We start from the raw sequence: 15,162 nt of genomic DNA on the forward strand, positions 1-15,162 counted from the left end.
GCCTCGGGGCTCCCCCTGCCCGAGGAGAAAGAGCCCGCATGACCAAGCGACACGGTTATGCCCTTCTCGCCGCGGTTCTCGCGGTCATAGTGGTGATTTCCGCAGCCATATACGTCGGTGTCGCAGGCACCGACGACGGCTCGAAGGACACGATCAGCGCGGGTCCCAGCGGTCCCCGCAACTCCGCCGCACCCGCCTCCTCCGGCATCTGGGTGGGCTCCTGGTCCGCCTCCCCCGCGGGGTCCGAACCGGGCACGGAGCAGAAGGGGTTCGCGGGCCGCTCCATCCGCAACGTCGTGCACACGAGCGTCGGCGGCAGCAGCGCCCGCATCACCCTCTCCAACCTGTACGGCAGGACGCCGCTCAGCATCACGCACGCGTCGATCGCGCTGGCCTCCGCGTCGAACAACCCCGCCGCCGCGGCCGGCACGCTGCGCAGGCTCACCTTCAACGGCAACACGTCGGTGGTGATCCCGCCGGGCGCGCAGGTCATGAGCGACGCGGCGCGGCTGCGGGTGCCGCACGACGCGGACCTGCTCGTCACGACGTACTCACCGACCCCGTCGGGCCCCGTCACCTACCACCCGCACGCCCGCCAGATCAGCTACGTGGCGGAGGGCGACCGCACGGAGGACCAGCTCGGCGACGCGTACACGGAGCAGAGCCCGTACTGGCGCTACCTCTCCGCGGTGGACGTCCTCAGCAACGAGACCGACGGGACCGTCGTCGTCTTCGGTGACTCCATCACCGACGGCATCTCCTCCACGATGGGCGCCAACCGGCGCTGGACCGACGTCCTCGCCGACCGGCTGCGCGAGGAGTCGGGTGCGCCGCGCTACGGCGTCGTGAACCAGGGCATCAGCGGCAACCGCATCCTCTCCGACGGGCTCGGCAACCCCGCCGTCAACCCCAGCGGGCTCTCACGGTTCGACCGGGACGTGCTGAACCGGACCGGCGTCAAGGCGGTCGTCATCGCGCTCGGCGTCAACGACATCCTGCGCAACCCGCACCAGAACGATCCGGACCGGATCGTCGAGGGGCTGCGCGAGCTGACCCGGCAGGCGCATACGCGCGGGCTGCGGGTCGTCGGCGCGACGCTGATGCCGTTCGGGGGGCACCGGGGGTACGAGCCCGCGCTCGAGGACGTGCGGCAGGCCGTGAACGCGGAGATCCGGTCCGGGCGGGTCTTCGACGAGTTCGTGGACTTCGACCGGGCGTTGCGGGATCCGTACGATCCGCGGAAGTTGCGGGGGCGGTACGACTCGGGGGATCACCTGCATCCTTCCGATGCGGGGTTCCGGCGGATGGCTGAGACGTTCAACCTCTCGCACCTGAAGGGCTCGGCCGCGGCCGAGCTCTGACCTCCGCTCCGCGGGGGTGGGCCGTTCACCGGGTGCGGCCCGGCGGGGGCCGTTCGCGCAGTTCCCCGCGCCCCTGACCGGCACCACCTCGACCCCCGACGTTCAGCCGGTCGCGCAGCGGGGTCAGTCGTCCGGGTTGGCGCGGCGTTCCAGCCGCGCCCTGCGGCGTTCCTCCCGCTGGCGGAGCTTCTCCGCTCTGCGGATCTTTCTGTCCACGCCTACGCCACCCATCAGGGCGAAGCCCTTGACGACCACGCGCGGGGAGCCCGGCGTGCCCTCGCCCGTGGCTCTGTCGTCGAAGCCGCCCATGATGCCGAAGCCGCGTACCACGACCGTCATGTCGGGGGGTACGACGACCTGGAGGCCGCCCATGATCGTGAAGCAGCGGATCTCGACGTCGCGGTCCGTGAAGCGCGCCTCGCGCAGGTCGATCTCGCCGCCGCCCCACATCGCGAACGCGGTGAACTGCCGGCCCACCACCCAGCTGCCCTTGCGGCCGAAGCCGCTCCAGAAGGCGAAGCCGAGGGAGGAGGACGGCTCGGCGCCTTCCACCATGCGCTCGGACCAGTTGATGGCGATCGGGTCGGCGCTCGCGGCGTGTTTGACCAGGTCCGCCTTTGCCGTGACCGCCTCGTGCGACGGGAGGTCGCGGGTGAGCGGCTCCAACTCGCCGTACGTCCGCGCCTTGTACGTCGCGTCCAGGCGCTCCTCGAACTCCGTCATGTCGAGGCGGCCCTCGGCCACCGCGTCCCTGAGCTGCTCGGCGACCCGTTCCCTGTCGGCGTCGGAGGCGCGCAGGTCCGGGAGGCGGGGAGGCGTGCGGTGGTCGTCGTCACTCATAGCTCCGCAGCCTACGAGGTCGGCTTCTCCGCGTACATCTTCGCGATGACCGCCTCGATGTCCGGTTCCCTGACGGAGAGGTCCAGCAAGGGGTAGCGGTCGGCGATGTGCGCCAGCAGTGGTGCCGCCGACTGCGACGCCGGGAACGACAACCACTGGCGCGGGCCCTCCACCTTCACCACCCGCGCCGCCGACCCCGCCTCGATCGGGGGGAGTTCGCGTTCCAGGTCGACGACCAGCGTGCGCTCGCTCTCGCCCACCTCGTGCAGGCCCGACAGCGCGCCGTCGTACATCAGACGCCCGTGGTCGATCACCATCACGCGCTTGCAGAGCTGCTCGATGTCCGTCAGGTCGTGGGTCGTGAGGAGGACGGTGGTGCCCGATTCCGCGTTCAGGTCGCGGAGGAAGCCTCTGACCTTCGCCTTGCTGATCACGTCCAGGCCGATCGTCGGCTCGTCCAGGTACAGCACCTCGGGATCGTGCAGCAGCGCCGCCGCGATGTCCCCGCGCATCCGCTGGCCCAGGGAGAGTTGGCGTACGGGAACGTCCAACAGGTCGCCCAGTTCGAGGAGTTCCACGCAGCGGGCGAGGTTCTCCGCGTAGCGGGCGTCCGGGATGCGGTACATCCGGTGCATCAGACGGTACGAGTCGATCAGCGGCAGGTCCCACCAGAGCGTCGTGCGCTGGCCGAAGACCACGCCGATGCGGCGGGCCAGGCGCGTGCGTTCACGGGAGGGGTCGATGCCCGCGACGCGCAGGCGGCCGCCGCTCGGGGTGAGGATGCCCGTCAGCATCTTGATCGTCGTGGATTTGCCCGCGCCGTTCGGGCCGATGTAGCCCACCATCTCACCGCGCGGGACGGTGAACGAGATGCCGTCGACCGCGCGCACCTCGTGGCGTTCGCGCCGCAGGAAGCCGGTCTTCCTGCGGACGTCGAAGACCTTCTCGACCTCCTCCAGCCGGATGAGGGGGTCATCAGTCATCTCTGTCAGCTCCCTGTGCTGCGGTACGAACGAAGGCCCGCGCGCCACACGACGCCCGCCAGGGCGAGCAGCGCCGCGGCCACCAGCGGCGGTGTGAACGCCACCCACGACGGCAGGTCCAGCGGATAGGGGCGCCCGAGCACGTACAGCGCGGGCAGCCAGTTCACGAACGCGAGCGGCAGGACGAACGTGACGCCGCGCACCAGGTCCTTCGCGAAGACGGTCGGCGGATACTGGAGCAGCGTGGTGCCGCCGTACGTGAACGCGTTCTGCACCTCCGCCGCGTCCTGCGCCACGAACTGGAACGCGGCGCCGCCCACGAACACCGCCGCGAAGATCCCCGCGCCGCACAGCAGCATCAGCGGCACCATCAGGACCTTCAGCGGGGTCCAGTCGATGTCCAGGACGACGAGGGCGTACGCAAGGACGAGCGTGCCCTGCGCGAGCCGGCCGACCCTGTGCAGCCCGAACCGGTCGGCGGCGACCTGCGCGAGCACGGGGGCGGGGCGCACCAGGAGCGTGTCCAGCGTGCCGTCCCGCACCCGTCTGCCGAGGCGGTCCATGGAGCCCAGGGCGACGTCGGCGAGGCCGAACGCGGTGCACGAGGCGCCGTACAGGAACGCGATCTCGGCGAGCGAGTAGCCGCCGAGGCGGTCCACCTGGGAGAACATCAGCAGGATGGCCACGAAGTCGAACGCGGTCACCGCGAAGTTGCCGAGCGCGGTCATCGCGAAGGAGAGACGGTAGGCCATGAGGGAGCGGATCCACATGGCGGAGATCAGGCGGTAGGCGCGCAGCCCTTCACGGAGCGGCGACATGTCGTCGTCAGCCACCCTGCACCACCACCCGCCGCGTCGCGACGGCCTGCAGCAGCCGCCCGACCGTGAGCAGCGCCGCCGCCCAGCCGATCTGGAAGGCGTACGTCCGCAGCAGCGCCGTCCCGGAGCGTTCGCCGAGGAACACGTCGGCGGGCATCTGGAGCAGCGCCGACCACGGCAGGGCCCGCGCGAACTCGCCGAGGGCGCCGGGGAAGACGTTCAGGGGCAGCAGCATCCCGGAGAAGAACGTGCCCGCGAGCATCGCCACCTGGGTGACGCCCGCGCCGTCCATCAGCCAGAAGGCGGAGAGCGCCACCAGGTACCGGATCGCGTAACTGACCACGACGCCGAGCACGGCGGCCACCAGGAACGCCAGCCAGCCCAGCGCGTCCGGGGGCAGCGTCAGGTCGAAGACGAGCGCCCCGAAGACCATGGGGACGATGCCGCGGCCGATCAGCTGGAACGCCGCCCTGCCCACGTCGGCCGCCAGCCACCACAGCTGCAGGTCGGCGGGTCTGTAGAGGTCGACGGCGATGTCGCCGGTGCGGATCCGTTCGATCAGCTCGCCCTCGAAGCCGCCGCCCATCAGCGCCATCACGGTCAACAGCGCCTGGCCGAGCCACACATAGGTGAGGGCCTGCGACTGGTCGTAGCCGCCGAGGCCGGGCCGTTCGTCCCAGAGCGCCAGGTAGGTGTAGGCGAGGATCAGGCCGAAGACGGTGTTCGTGAAGATCCCGGCCGCGGTCGCCATCCGATACGTGGCGTACCTGCGGAAGCTGCCCTCCGTGACGGCCGCGTACAAACGGAACCGTCCTGCGCGCACGAGCATCCCTTTCACCGTGGGCTTCGTCCCGAATGGGGCCAAAGCGCTGGAGCGTAGTGCGATAGGGGTCGCCCGTGCCAGGCATTTTCGGGGCGTGGCGCGTCCCTGGTCACGAACGCCTGTGGCAACGGTGTCCAATGGGGTTGCAACGGGGTTGCAAGAGGTTTACGAGGCGTACGGGATGTACGACGCTAACCGGGAGTTCCGCAAGAGATGAGCGACGAGCCGCAGCAGCAGGGCAAGCAGGGTCCTGTCCGGCGCCCGCGCTGGGCGTCCAGGGAGCCGCAGGACACGCCCGCTGAGACTGCTGAGACCGCGGAGGCGGCGGAAGCGGCGGAAGCGGCGGAGACGGGGGCGACGGCGGAGACCCCGCAAGTGGCCGCCAGGACCGCCGGGACCGCCTCCGGGGCGGTCACCGAGGGGACCGCCGACGGGAAGAAGGGCAAGAAGCCCAAGCGGCCCAAGCGCAAGGGCTGGCGGCGGATCTTCCCCACCTGGCGCATGGTCCTCGGCGGCTTCATCCTGATCATCCTGCTGTGCGTCGGCGGCTTCATGGCCGGCTACATGCTGGTCGACATCCCGGCCGCGAACTCCGCGGCCACCAAGCAGAGCAACGTCTACCTCTACGCCGACGGCACCCAGATCGCCCGCGACGGCGAGGTCAACCGCGAGAAGGTGCCCCTCAAGGACGTGCCGCTGCACGTCCAGCGCGCCGTGCTGGCCGCCGAGGACCGCGACTTCTACGGCGAGTCGGCCGTCGACCCGAAGGCGATGATCCGCGCGGCCTGGAACACCGTCACCGGCAAGGGCAAGCAGTCCGGCTCCACCATCACCCAGCAGTACGTGAAGAACTACTACCTGGGGCAGGAGCAGACGGTCACCCGCAAGGTGAAGGAGTTCTTCATCTCGATCAAGCTGGACCGCGAGGTGAGCAAGGACGACATCCTCGAGGGGTACCTGAACACCAGCTACTTCGGCCGCAACGCGTACGGCGTGCAGGCGGCCGCCCAGGCGTACTACGGCAAGAACGTCAAGGACCTCTCCGTCGCCCAGGGCGCCTACCTCGCCACGCTCCTCAACTCCCCCAACGCGTACGACGTCGCCACGCACCCCGAGAACAAGCCGCGCGCGGCGGGCCGCTGGAACTACGTCCTGGACGGCATGGTCACCGAGGGCTGGCTCGGCAAGTCGGACCGGGCGAAGGCGAAGTTCCCGACGCCCGACGAGGCCAAGGGCGCGGCGGGCCTGTCCGGGCAGCGCGGCTACGTCGTGAAGGCCGTGGAGGACTATCTGACGGCCAACAAGATCATCGATGAGGAAACCCTCGCCAAGGGCGGCTACCGCATCACCACGACCCTCCAGAAGGACCGCATGGACGCCTTCAAGGAGGCCGTCGACAAGCAGGTGATGTCGAAGGTCGACAAGGGCGCCCGCAAGGTCGACCGCAACGTCCGCGCGGGCGGCGCCTCCATCGACCCGGCCACCGGCAAGGTCGTCGCGATGTACGGAGGCATCGACTACACCAAGCAGTACGTGAACAACGCGACCCGGCGCGACTACCAGGTCGGCTCCACGTTCAAGCCCTTCGTCTTCACCTCCGCCGTGGAGAACGGCTCCGTCACCCAGGACGGCCGCCCCATCACCCCGAACACGGTGTACGACGGCACCAACAAGCGGCCGGTGCAGGGCTGGAGCGGCGGCACGTACGCCCCGGAGAACGAGGACCACATCGACTACGGCGACATCACCGTCCGCACCGCCACCGACAAGTCCGTGAACTCGGTGTACGCGCAGATGGCCGTCGACGTCGGCTCCGACAAGGTCAAGGACACCGCCGTCGCCCTCGGCGTCCCCGGGAACACCCCCGACCTGACCGCGTCCCCATCGATCGCGCTCGGCCCCTCCACCGCGAGCGTCCTGGACATGACCGAGGCGTACGCGACGCTGGCCAACCACGGCAAGCACGGCACGTACACCCTCGTCGAGAAGATCAGCAAGGACGGCAGCGAGATCGAGCTGCCGGAGCCGAAGACCTCGCAGGCCGTGACCCGCGAGGCCGCCGACACCACCACGTCGGTCCTGCAGAGCGTCGTCCAGGGCGGCACCGGCACAGCGGCGCAGGGCGCGGGCCGCCCGGCCGCGGGCAAGACCGGCACGGCCGAGAACGACACGGCCGCCTGGTTCGCCGGCTACACCCCCGAGCTCGCCACGGTCGTCGCCGTCATGGGTCAGGACCCGGAGACCGGCGCCCACACCCCGCTGTACGGCGCGCTCGGCGAGACCCGTATCAACGGCGGCGCCTACCCCGCGCGCGTCTGGGCCCAGTTCACCAAGGCAGCCCTGAAGGGCAAGCCCGTCAAGGACTTCGACCTGGAGCTGGAGCAGGGCGCGGACATTCCCGAGGTCCCGGACCCGACGACGGGCGGCACCGACGAGCCCGGCACCGACGGCGGCACGGACGGCGGGCCCGACACCGGCGGCACGACCGACGGCGGCACGGACGGCGGCCCCGACACCGGCGGCACCACCGACGGCGGCACGGACACCGGAGGTCAGACCGGCGGCCAGACGGGTGGCCAGAACGGCGGCCAGACAGGTGGCCAGACCGGCGGGCAGGAGACCGGCGGCCAGAACACGGGCGGACCGACCGACGGCGGGGGCATCGGCGGACCCACCGACGGCGGCGCCCAAGGCGGGCCGACGGGCGGCACGGACCCGGCGGGAGGAGCCGTCGACGGCGGGACGGACGACGGGGGAATCGGGGGGCTCACGGACGGTTGACGCGGTTCCTCAGTCGTACGTCAGTTGTACGTCCCCCACCGGCGCCCGATCGTGTCGTAGCCGTACCGGGGCAGGCCCTTGATGGCGCTGGTACGGAACGGGCGGCCGTCGTCGTCGACGCGGACGGTGCCCTTGCGGCCCTGTGACGACCAGTCCAGCTCCAGGTACCAGCGGCAGTCGCACGACCTGGTCCCGGCGTTGACCAGCAGCACCTCGGGGTCCTTCGCCGAGACGCGGTAGGGCATGCGCACGGCCGGGATCGGCGTACCGGTGTCGTTCCCGGGGACCGCGCGGGCGATGGGGCGGTCCTTGTCCAGGTCCACGGCGAAGGTCCGGGGCGTGACCGCGCCGCCGCAGCCCAGGTCCATGCGGTACGCGTTGCCCTTCACCGGTGCCGTACGGCCCACCACGCGCACGCGCAGCTCCTCCAGTACGACGGCCGTCTCGCTGCGCCCCTGCACCGAAAGACGCACGAGCGTCTCGCCGCCGTGCACCGCCTTCTGCGTCGCCGCCCAGGGCACGGCGTCCTGCGGGGCGGGGGGCGGGGGGACCTGGCTGGGCGGCCTGGCGACCACGTAGTCGTGGCCGCAGCCGAGCTTCCAGGCGTGGGAGTCGGCGGTCCAGGTGAGCGGCGGGGTGGTGGGGTTCTCGCCGGGGGGCGGGGTGGAGGTGGCGCCGGGCGGGCGAGCGGTATCCGGCTTCTTCGCCGGTGACTTCTTCTTCGGGGGTTTCTTCCTCTTCGGGGTGTCGGCGTCGGAAGGGCGCCCGGAGGTGGGGGCGCCGCTCGGACCGGGTGCGGCGCCCCGCCTCTCCGGCGCCCCGGCGACCCGGTCAGGACCGTCGGCGGACACCCGCCGCCCGTCCGGCAGCAAGGAGAACGCGCCGAGCGACGCGAGCACGGCGCAGGCGGCGGCCAGCCCGGCGATGAGGCGTCTTCGGCGGTGCCAGGGGCGGGGCGGGGGTACGTCGTGCACGGCCTCCGGCGCCGAGGTGTCCGGGTCGTCCACGGCTTCCGCCGCCGTGGCGGCGGGCGTGCTCTCAGGCCCGCGGCCCGGTGGGGGCTTGTCGCGCAGTTCCCCGCGCCCCTGGATAGTCCCGCCTGCCGCCACCGCATGCGCCTCCGCCGCGGCCGCCTCCTGGGGAGTCCTGCCTGCCGCCGCCTCACCCGCCCCCGCCGCGGTGTCCCCCTGGGTGGTCCCGCCCGACGCCTTGGGTCTGTGGCGGGCCGCCACCGCCAGGAGCCAGCGGCGGTGGAGTTCCAGGCGCTCCGCCGGGGTCGCCCCGCACAGCGCCGCGAACCGTTCCGCGGGGGCGAAGTCGAGTGGTACCGCGTCGCCCGCGCAGTAGCGGTGCAGCGTCGAGGTGTTCATGCCCAGACGGCGGGCCAGCGAGCCGTAGCTGCGGTCCGTGCGCTCCTTCAGCTCCGTCAGCAACGCCGCGAACGCGGCCACCTCGTCGATGCCGTCGCCATCGCCGCAGCCGTCGCCGTCGTCCTGTGCCGACACGGGTCCCCCGTCCTCGTACGCCCGTACGCCCCCACGCGGCCCGGGACGGTATCCCAGGCACCCGTATACCTGCACGTCAGACGGGCTGGGATGGTTCCACCCCGCTCGATCGTGCGTCGGTCGTTGCGCCCGGCGGCCGTGACCGCTGATGCTCTTGGTGCCGCACCGAGCAGACCCCGGCCGACCAGCCGGTCCCGCCGCGGCACTCCACGTCCACGCACTCCTTCACGGGGGAACACCCATGCCCAGCACCATGTCCCTGCGCATCCGTACGAGCGCCTGCACCACGTTCGCCGTCGCCGCCCTCGCGGCGGGCACCGTCCTCACCGCCCCGGCCGCCGGCGCCGCACCGCAGGCCGCCGTACCGCAGGCCGCCGCACCGAAGTTCCTCTCGGCGTCCCAGCTGCCGCCGCACCCGACCTCGTCCTGGACCGCCGGGCCGGTCACCGAAGGGTTCCCGGACGAGATCGGCTACTGCGTCAGCACGGAGGGCGTGCCCTCCTACGACTACAAGAACCGCCTGTTCCGGACCGACGTGGACACCAACGCCGCGCAGCTGACCGTCGTGGCGGACACGGCCGCCCACGCCAAGGCCCTGGCCAAGCACTACGACGACCTCGTCCGCACCTGCGCCGAGCGCATCGAGAAGGCCGACCCCGACGTCCGGGCCGAGGGCCGGGACTACGGCACCCTGCCGGTCGAGGAGGGCGCCCGCGTCCGCGGCCTGCACACCGAGACGTCCGGGGGCGCCACCGACATCGCCCTGATGTCGGTCGGGCGGGACGGCAGGACCGTCACCGTCGTGAAGTGGGGGCAGATGGGCGACTTCGGGGACGCGCCCGTGGCCGCCTTCAAGAAGACGACGACCACGGCGGTCAACAAGCTGTACTGAGGTCCCCTGACCGGCTAGTGACCGGACGTCGCCTTCAGACCGACCACGGCCACCAGCAGCAGACAGACGAAGAAGATCCGCGCGGCGGTGACCGGCTCACCCAGGATCACCATGCCGAGCACCGCCGCGCCGGCCGCGCCGATACCGACCCACACTCCGTAGGCCGTACCGATCGGCAGCGTCTTGGCGGCCTGCGACAGGAGCATCATGCTGGCGACGATGCCCACGCCCGTGAACACGCTGGGCCACAGGCGCGTGAAACCGTCCGTGTACTTCATCCCGATCGACCAGCCCACTTCGAGCAGTCCGGCGACGATCAGCAGAACCCAGGCCATGACGGCACCTCCGACGAGTAGAAACGCGAACGCGTTACCTGATGGGGGTGCGTCGTCTTTGCGGAAACCCGGTACGGCGCGTCTCGTCGGGGTCCTTCCAAGGTAGCAAAGAGCATGCGTAAGGGGCTGGTGACCATGGTCACCAGCCCCTTACGCATAAGTCCCTACAGGTACCGGTCCCTACAGGTACAGACCCGTCGAGTCCTCCGAGCCCTCGAACCGGTCCGCCGCCACGGCGTGCAGATCGCGCTCCCGCATCAGTACGTAGGCCACGCCCCGCACTTCGACTTCCGCGCGGTCCTCCGGGTCGTACAGAACCCGGTCGCCCGGCTCGACCGTCCGGACGTTCTGCCCGACCGCGACCACCTCGGCCCAGGCGAGCCGCTTGCCCACGGCAGCGGTCGCGGGGATCAGGATGCCGCCGCCGGAGCGCCGCTCACCCTCGCTGGTGTCCTGCCGCACGAGCACGCGGTCGTGCAGCATGCGGATGGGCAGCTTGTCGTCGTGGGGGGTCCTGGGGGTCTTCTCGCTCACGCCCCAGAACCTACCCGCACCGACGCGGCCAGTGGGTCCCGGGGCGGCACACTCAGGCGCCGCGGCGCCGAGAGCTCACCACGAGGAGCCCCACGAGGCCCACGGCCACCAGGGCCACCGGCACGATGCGCTCGATGCGCGGCGAACCGTCCTCCGAGACGAGTTGTCCGCGCACGTCGGAGACGAAGCGATTCGCCCCTACGTACGCCCGGCCCAGCGAGTTGTCCACACCCGCGACGACCTTCGCCTTGGCGTCGCCGACGATCGTCTTCGGGTGAACGCGCACCCCGATCTCGTCGAGGGTCTCGGCGAGCTGGTCGCGCCGGCGCTTGATGTCCGCCTCGATCTGCGCAGGGGTCCTGGCATCCGACACCGCGCTGCCTCCGTGGTCGTAGCTGTGTGATGTGTACGAGCTGGTACGAGCTGTACCCCACAGTCTGTCAGCTTCACGCGCGCCGCACCCGGCGGCACCCCTATTACGCTCGTCCCCGTCACCACACTCTTTGCGAAGCACCCCTACGAGGAGACGCCCATGAGCGAGCGACTGCAGCCCGGCGACACCGCCCCCGCGTTCACCCTGCCCGACGCCGACGGCAAGGACGTCTCGCTGGCCGACCACAAGGGCCGCAAGGTCATCGTCTACTTCTACCCCGCCGCCCTCACCCCCGGCTGCACCAAGCAGGCCTGCGACTTCACGGACAACCTCGACGTGCTGGCCGCCGCCGGATACGACGTCATCGGCGTCTCCCCCGACAAGCCGGAGAAGCTGGCGAAGTTCCGCGAGCAGGAGAACCTCAAGGTCACGCTGGTCGGCGACCCCTCCAAGGAGACCCTGGCGGCGTACGGCGCCTTCGGCGAGAAGAAGCTGTACGGCAAGACGGTGACCGGCGTGATCCGCTCGACCGTGGTGGTCGACGAGGAGGGCAAGGTCGAGCACGCGTTCTACAACGTGAAGGCGACGGGTCACGTGGCGAAGATCATCAGGGACCTCGGCGTCTGAGACACCTGAGGCGCCCTACAGCTTCGGCACATCCGAACGGAGCACTCCGCCGGGCGCACCGAGTTCCCCTTCCGATGTGATGTAAGCCCCCCTCACGGGGGGCTTTCGTTTGCATCGGCCATCTTCGAGCAAGTGATCCCCCGGGGAACTTGTACGAAGAACGAAAGGAACCACTCCATGGCGGCCCAAGAAGAGCTCGAGGCCGAGGCCGACCCGGAGGCGATGAAGCGCCACCGCACCCTGTTCCGCGCGGTGAAACGGCGCAAGAACCCGCCCCTGCGCCGTACCGACATCACGGTCACGGACGAGGCCGCGGTCAAGCGGGCCGTCAAAGCGGCCTCGCTCGGCAACGCCATGGAATGGTTCGACTTCGGCATCTACAGCTACCTGGCCGTCACCATCGGCCACGTGTTCTTCCCGTCCGGGAACGACACGGCCCAGCTGATCTCGTCCTTCGCCACCTTCGCGGTCTCCTTCCTGGTGCGCCCCATCGGCGGCATGGTGTTCGGCCCGATGGGCGACAAGGTGGGCCGCAAGAAGGTCCTGGCGCTCACCATGATCCTCATGGCGATCGGCACGCTCGCGATCGGCCTGATCCCGTCCTACGCGACGATCGGCTTCTGGGCACCGGTCCTGCTGATCTTCTTCCGCCTCGTCCAGGGCTTCTCGACGGGCGGTGAGTACGGCGGTGCGTCGACGTTCATCGCCGAGTACGCGCCCGACAAGCGCCGCGGCTTCTTCGGCAGCTTCCTGGAGATGGGCACGCTGGCCGGGTACACGGGTGCGGCGGGCCTGGTCCTCATCCTCAACGCGTCCCTCGGCTCGGACACGATGGAGTCCTGGGGCTGGCGCATCCCGTTCCTCGTCGCGGGTCCGCTGGGCCTGGTCGGCCTCTACCTGCGGCTCAAGCTGGACGAGACCCCCGCGTTCCAGAAGATGGAGGACGCGTCCTACCACTCGGCGTCCGAGGGCGCGTCCACGGTCGAGACGACCGCCAAGGGCGACCTGGCGAAGATCTTCCGCGACCACTGGCCGACGCTGATCCTCTGCATCGCCCTGGTCGGCGCGTACAACATCACCGACTACATGCTCCTGTCGTACATGCCGACGTACCTCTCGGACGAGCTCGGCTACGACGACTCGCACGGCCTCCTGATCCTCATCGGCACGATGGTGATCCTGATGCTGATCATCACCCGGATCGGCAAGCTCTCCGACCGCTTCGGCCGCAAGCCGCTCCTGATGACGGGCATGATCGGGTTCCTGGTCCTCTCGATCCCGGCGTTCCTGCTCATCCAGCAGGGCAGCCTGGTCGCGGTCTCGGCCGGCATGCTCCTCCTGGGCCTCTCCCTGGTCTGCCTCCTCGGCACGATGTCGGCCACGCTGCCGGCCCTGTTCCCCACGTCGGTCCGCTACGGCTCCCTCTCCGTCGGCTACAACCTCTCCGCCTCCCTCTTCGGCGGCACGGCTCCCCTGGTCATCACGTCCCTGATCAGCGTCACGGGCACGGACATGATCCCGGCGTACTACTCGATGGCGGCGGCGCTGGTCGGTGTGATCGCGGTGGCCTGCATGAAGGAAACGGCCCAGAAGCCGCTGTCGGGTTCGCCCCCGTCGGTGGAAACAAAGGAAGAGGCAGCAGAAATGGTCGAGGCCCAAGCCACACCCCCCAAGTTCTGACGCCCTCCCCTCCCTTCCCATGCGGCCCGCCCCACTCAATGTGAGGCGGGCCGTTCCGCATACCGGTCGTAGCGACCCGATTTTCGTTTCGTTAGCCCGTACGAGGCGGCGAACGCGCGGCCGGATGGGAGGGGGCGACATGACGGTCCGGTACACCCGCGAGCTTCTGGAAGAGGCGGCTCGAGAGACCAGGACGTGGGACGAGGCGGTGAGGTGGTGCGGAGGGCGGCCCACCCCCGGTAGTCGGCGCTATCTGCGCCGGAAGATGGCTGCGGAGGGCATCGACACCTCCCACTTCCCGCAACAGTGGTACCGCCACACCGAGCAGCGGCTCCGTGAAGCCGTGGCGCAGTCCACCCACCACCATGAGAGAAGTGGTGCTCCACCTGGGGATCAGCAACGTGGGCGGCAACCACGCACACATCGGCCGCCGGATCGCCCGCCTCGGCATCGACACCTCACACTTCAGCACCCCCCGTGGCAGACCCAAAGGGTCATTGGGCCCTGTTCTGGCACTGCGTTCGCCGGAGGACGGCCGTATCCCCGGTACGCGGCTCCGCCGGGCGCTGCTGCTGACAGGCGTATCCGAGCAGTGCGCGGAGTGCGGCGGCAGCACTGAGTGGAACGGCCGCCCACTGAGCCTGGAAGTCGACCACCTCAATGGCGACTGGTGGGACAACCGTGCCGACAACCTCCGTCTCCTCTGCCCCAACTGCCATGCGGTGACCGACACTTACCGCGGCCGCAAGCGGAGGTCCGGGTGAGCGCCCCCAAGTACCCACGCGCGACGCTCGCCCGCATGGCCCCCGCATGTACGAGCCTTGTGGACCTGATGCGTCGACTGGGAGCACCGATAGGCGCAGGCCCCCGCCGGTACCTGCTCCGGCGCCTCGATCACTACGGGATCGACATCGCACACTTTCGTGATGAACCCCTTCCCGCACGCCCCTCTCGCTCCTACTCGAAGGAGGTCCTGGCGGATGCCGCCGCCCGCTCCTCCAGCATCCGGGACATGTTCGTGCTTATGGGCATCCCGCCGGAGGACGGCCCATACGGGCATGTCAGGAAGAAGCTGGACAAGTTCGGGATCGACACGAGCCACTTCGTCCGACGGCCCGGCATGGCTGCCGGCCCGCTCTTTTCCCGAGAGGAATTCACGCGGGCTGTCGCCGACTCCGACGGGCTGGCAGGCGTGCTGCGGGCGATGGGCTGCTCCCCGACCGGATCCGGACGCGCCAAGGCCCGGCGCAGCATTGAGGCTTACGGGCTGTCGACCGCCCACTTCGTCGGTCAGGCCCACGCCTCCGGCAGACCATCGGCCAACCGTAGGTGCGCCGACGAAATCCTGGTCAGGCGCGGGCCGAACGGCTCCCGCACGCGATCTGCCCTGCTGCGGCGAGCCCTCGACGAGATTGCCGCCCCTCGTGTGTGCGGGGAGTGCGGGCTGGGCGAGGTCTGGCGCGGCAAGCGCCTCGTCCTGGAGATCGACCACGTCAACGGCGACCGCCTCGACGACCGCCGCGAGAACCTCCGGTACCTGTGCCCCTCTTGTCACAGCCAGACCAGGACCTTCTCGAACCGTCGACGCCCGGCACAGTAGAGTGGCCGGG

14 protein-coding genes, 1 pseudogene and 1 riboswitch are annotated in these 15,162 nt (G+C 70.2%); of the genes and pseudogenes, 7 read left to right on the forward strand and 8 right to left on the reverse strand.

From position 1 onward, the window contains the following. Positions 1–38 precede the first annotated feature (38 nt). Positions 39–1,361, forward strand: coding sequence for an SGNH/GDSL hydrolase family protein (locus DEJ49_RS13065; protein ID WP_150184298.1), 1,323 nt, complete (start codon positions 39–41; stop codon positions 1,359–1,361). A 123-nt stretch (positions 1,362–1,484) separates the two neighbouring features. On the opposite strand, the gene DEJ49_RS13070 is transcribed toward DEJ49_RS13065, so the two are convergent. Genes DEJ49_RS13070 through DEJ49_RS13085 form a run of 4 tightly spaced genes read right to left on the reverse strand, consistent with a single transcriptional unit; the run spans position 1,485 to position 4,831 of the window. Next, positions 1,485–2,201, reverse strand: coding sequence for a DUF1707 domain-containing protein (locus tag DEJ49_RS13070; protein ID WP_150184299.1), 717 nt, complete (start codon positions 2,199–2,201; stop codon positions 1,485–1,487). 11 nt (positions 2,202–2,212) lie between these two features. Then, on the reverse strand, positions 2,213–3,184 hold the full coding sequence (locus DEJ49_RS13075; RefSeq protein WP_150184300.1) for an ATP-binding cassette domain-containing protein: 972 nt from the start codon (positions 3,182–3,184) through the stop codon (positions 2,213–2,215). 5 nt (positions 3,185–3,189) lie between these two features. Then, a complete protein-coding gene (locus DEJ49_RS13080; RefSeq protein WP_150188197.1) occupies positions 3,190–4,002 on the reverse strand; it encodes an ABC transporter permease in 813 nt (270 codons plus the stop codon). A 7-nt stretch (positions 4,003–4,009) separates the two neighbouring features. Next, positions 4,010–4,831: an ABC transporter permease gene (locus DEJ49_RS13085; RefSeq protein WP_150184301.1), complete on the reverse strand. Its 822-nt coding sequence runs from the start codon at positions 4,829–4,831 to the stop codon at positions 4,010–4,012. A gap of 207 nt (positions 4,832–5,038) precedes the next feature. Between DEJ49_RS13085 and DEJ49_RS13090 the strand changes: the two genes are divergently transcribed. Beyond that, positions 5,039–7,606 (forward strand): transglycosylase domain-containing protein, encoded by a 2,568-nt coding sequence (locus DEJ49_RS13090; protein ID WP_411757157.1) that lies wholly within the window; start codon positions 5,039–5,041, stop codon positions 7,604–7,606. Positions 7,607–7,626: 20 nt separating this feature from the next. Here DEJ49_RS13090 and DEJ49_RS13095 read toward each other — a convergent pair whose 3' ends face one another. Next, on the reverse strand, positions 7,627–9,111 hold the full coding sequence (locus DEJ49_RS13095; protein ID WP_190329339.1) for a helix-turn-helix domain-containing protein: 1,485 nt from the start codon (positions 9,109–9,111) through the stop codon (positions 7,627–7,629). 253 nt (positions 9,112–9,364) lie between these two features. On the opposite strand from DEJ49_RS13095, the gene DEJ49_RS13100 reads away from it, so the two are divergent. Next, positions 9,365–10,003 (forward strand): hypothetical protein, encoded by a 639-nt coding sequence (locus DEJ49_RS13100; protein ID WP_150188200.1) that lies wholly within the window; start codon positions 9,365–9,367, stop codon positions 10,001–10,003. A gap of 14 nt (positions 10,004–10,017) precedes the next feature. Here DEJ49_RS13100 and DEJ49_RS13105 read toward each other — a convergent pair whose 3' ends face one another. The 3 genes from DEJ49_RS13105 to DEJ49_RS13115 form a co-directional block, all read right to left on the reverse strand. Further along, positions 10,018–10,338 (reverse strand): DMT family transporter, encoded by a 321-nt coding sequence (locus tag DEJ49_RS13105; protein WP_150168366.1) that lies wholly within the window; start codon positions 10,336–10,338, stop codon positions 10,018–10,020. A gap of 46 nt (positions 10,339–10,384) precedes the next feature. After that, positions 10,385–10,455, reverse strand: a riboswitch (guanidine-III (ykkC-III) riboswitch). A gap of 63 nt (positions 10,456–10,518) precedes the next feature. After that, positions 10,519–10,821, reverse strand: a complete 303-nt coding sequence (locus tag DEJ49_RS13110) for a GroES family chaperonin (RefSeq protein WP_055568690.1) — start codon at positions 10,819–10,821, stop codon at positions 10,519–10,521. 103 nt (positions 10,822–10,924) lie between these two features. Continuing rightward, positions 10,925–11,245, reverse strand: a complete 321-nt coding sequence (locus tag DEJ49_RS13115) for a DUF3618 domain-containing protein (RefSeq protein ID WP_190329340.1) — start codon at positions 11,243–11,245, stop codon at positions 10,925–10,927. 159 nt (positions 11,246–11,404) lie between these two features. Here DEJ49_RS13115 and bcp point away from each other — a divergent pair, with 159 nt between their 5' ends. From bcp to DEJ49_RS13135, 4 genes and pseudogenes are all read left to right on the forward strand, one after another. Then, a complete protein-coding gene (gene bcp, locus DEJ49_RS13120) occupies positions 11,405–11,872 on the forward strand; it encodes a thioredoxin-dependent thiol peroxidase (RefSeq protein ID WP_150184302.1) in 468 nt (155 codons plus the stop codon). A 177-nt stretch (positions 11,873–12,049) separates the two neighbouring features. Continuing rightward, a complete protein-coding gene (proP, locus tag DEJ49_RS13125; protein WP_150184303.1) occupies positions 12,050–13,552 on the forward strand; it encodes a glycine betaine/L-proline transporter ProP in 1,503 nt (500 codons plus the stop codon). 139 nt (positions 13,553–13,691) lie between these two features. Continuing rightward, positions 13,692–14,316: pseudogene (locus tag DEJ49_RS13130) on the forward strand (HNH endonuclease signature motif containing protein). Further along, a complete protein-coding gene (locus DEJ49_RS13135) occupies positions 14,313–15,152 on the forward strand; it encodes an HNH endonuclease signature motif containing protein (RefSeq protein WP_317850448.1) in 840 nt (279 codons plus the stop codon). The pseudogene DEJ49_RS13130 and the gene DEJ49_RS13135 overlap by 4 nt, the downstream one beginning before the upstream one ends. The last annotated feature ends 10 nt before the right edge of the window (positions 15,153–15,162 follow it).

This window comes from Streptomyces venezuelae, from assembly GCF_008642335.1.
Lineage (GTDB): Bacteria > Actinomycetota > Actinomycetes > Streptomycetales > Streptomycetaceae > Streptomyces > Streptomyces venezuelae_F.

Bases quoted from the DNA above. Each gene is read 5' to 3' on its own strand.
- DEJ49_RS13065 (WP_150184298.1), top strand. From the start codon at position 39: ATGACCAAGCGACACGGTTATGCCCTTCTCGCCGCGGTTCTCGCGGTC.
- DEJ49_RS13070 (WP_150184299.1), bottom strand. From the start codon at position 2,201: ATGAGTGACGACGACCACCGCACGCCTCCCCGCCTCCCGGACCTGCGC.
- DEJ49_RS13075 (WP_150184300.1), bottom strand. From the start codon at position 3,184: ATGACTGATGACCCCCTCATCCGGCTGGAGGAGGTCGAGAAGGTCTTC.
- DEJ49_RS13080 (WP_150188197.1), bottom strand. From the start codon at position 4,002: ATGTCGCCGCTCCGTGAAGGGCTGCGCGCCTACCGCCTGATCTCCGCC.
- DEJ49_RS13085 (WP_150184301.1), bottom strand. From the start codon at position 4,831: ATGCTCGTGCGCGCAGGACGGTTCCGTTTGTACGCGGCCGTCACGGAG.
- DEJ49_RS13090 (WP_411757157.1), top strand. From the start codon at position 5,039: ATGAGCGACGAGCCGCAGCAGCAGGGCAAGCAGGGTCCTGTCCGGCGC.
- DEJ49_RS13100 (WP_150188200.1), top strand. From the start codon at position 9,365: ATGTCCCTGCGCATCCGTACGAGCGCCTGCACCACGTTCGCCGTCGCC.
- DEJ49_RS13105 (WP_150168366.1), bottom strand. From the start codon at position 10,338: ATGGCCTGGGTTCTGCTGATCGTCGCCGGACTGCTCGAAGTGGGCTGG.
- DEJ49_RS13110 (WP_055568690.1), bottom strand. From the start codon at position 10,821: ATGCTGCACGACCGCGTGCTCGTGCGGCAGGACACCAGCGAGGGTGAG.
- bcp (WP_150184302.1), top strand. From the start codon at position 11,405: ATGAGCGAGCGACTGCAGCCCGGCGACACCGCCCCCGCGTTCACCCTG.
- proP (WP_150184303.1), top strand. From the start codon at position 12,050: ATGGCGGCCCAAGAAGAGCTCGAGGCCGAGGCCGACCCGGAGGCGATG.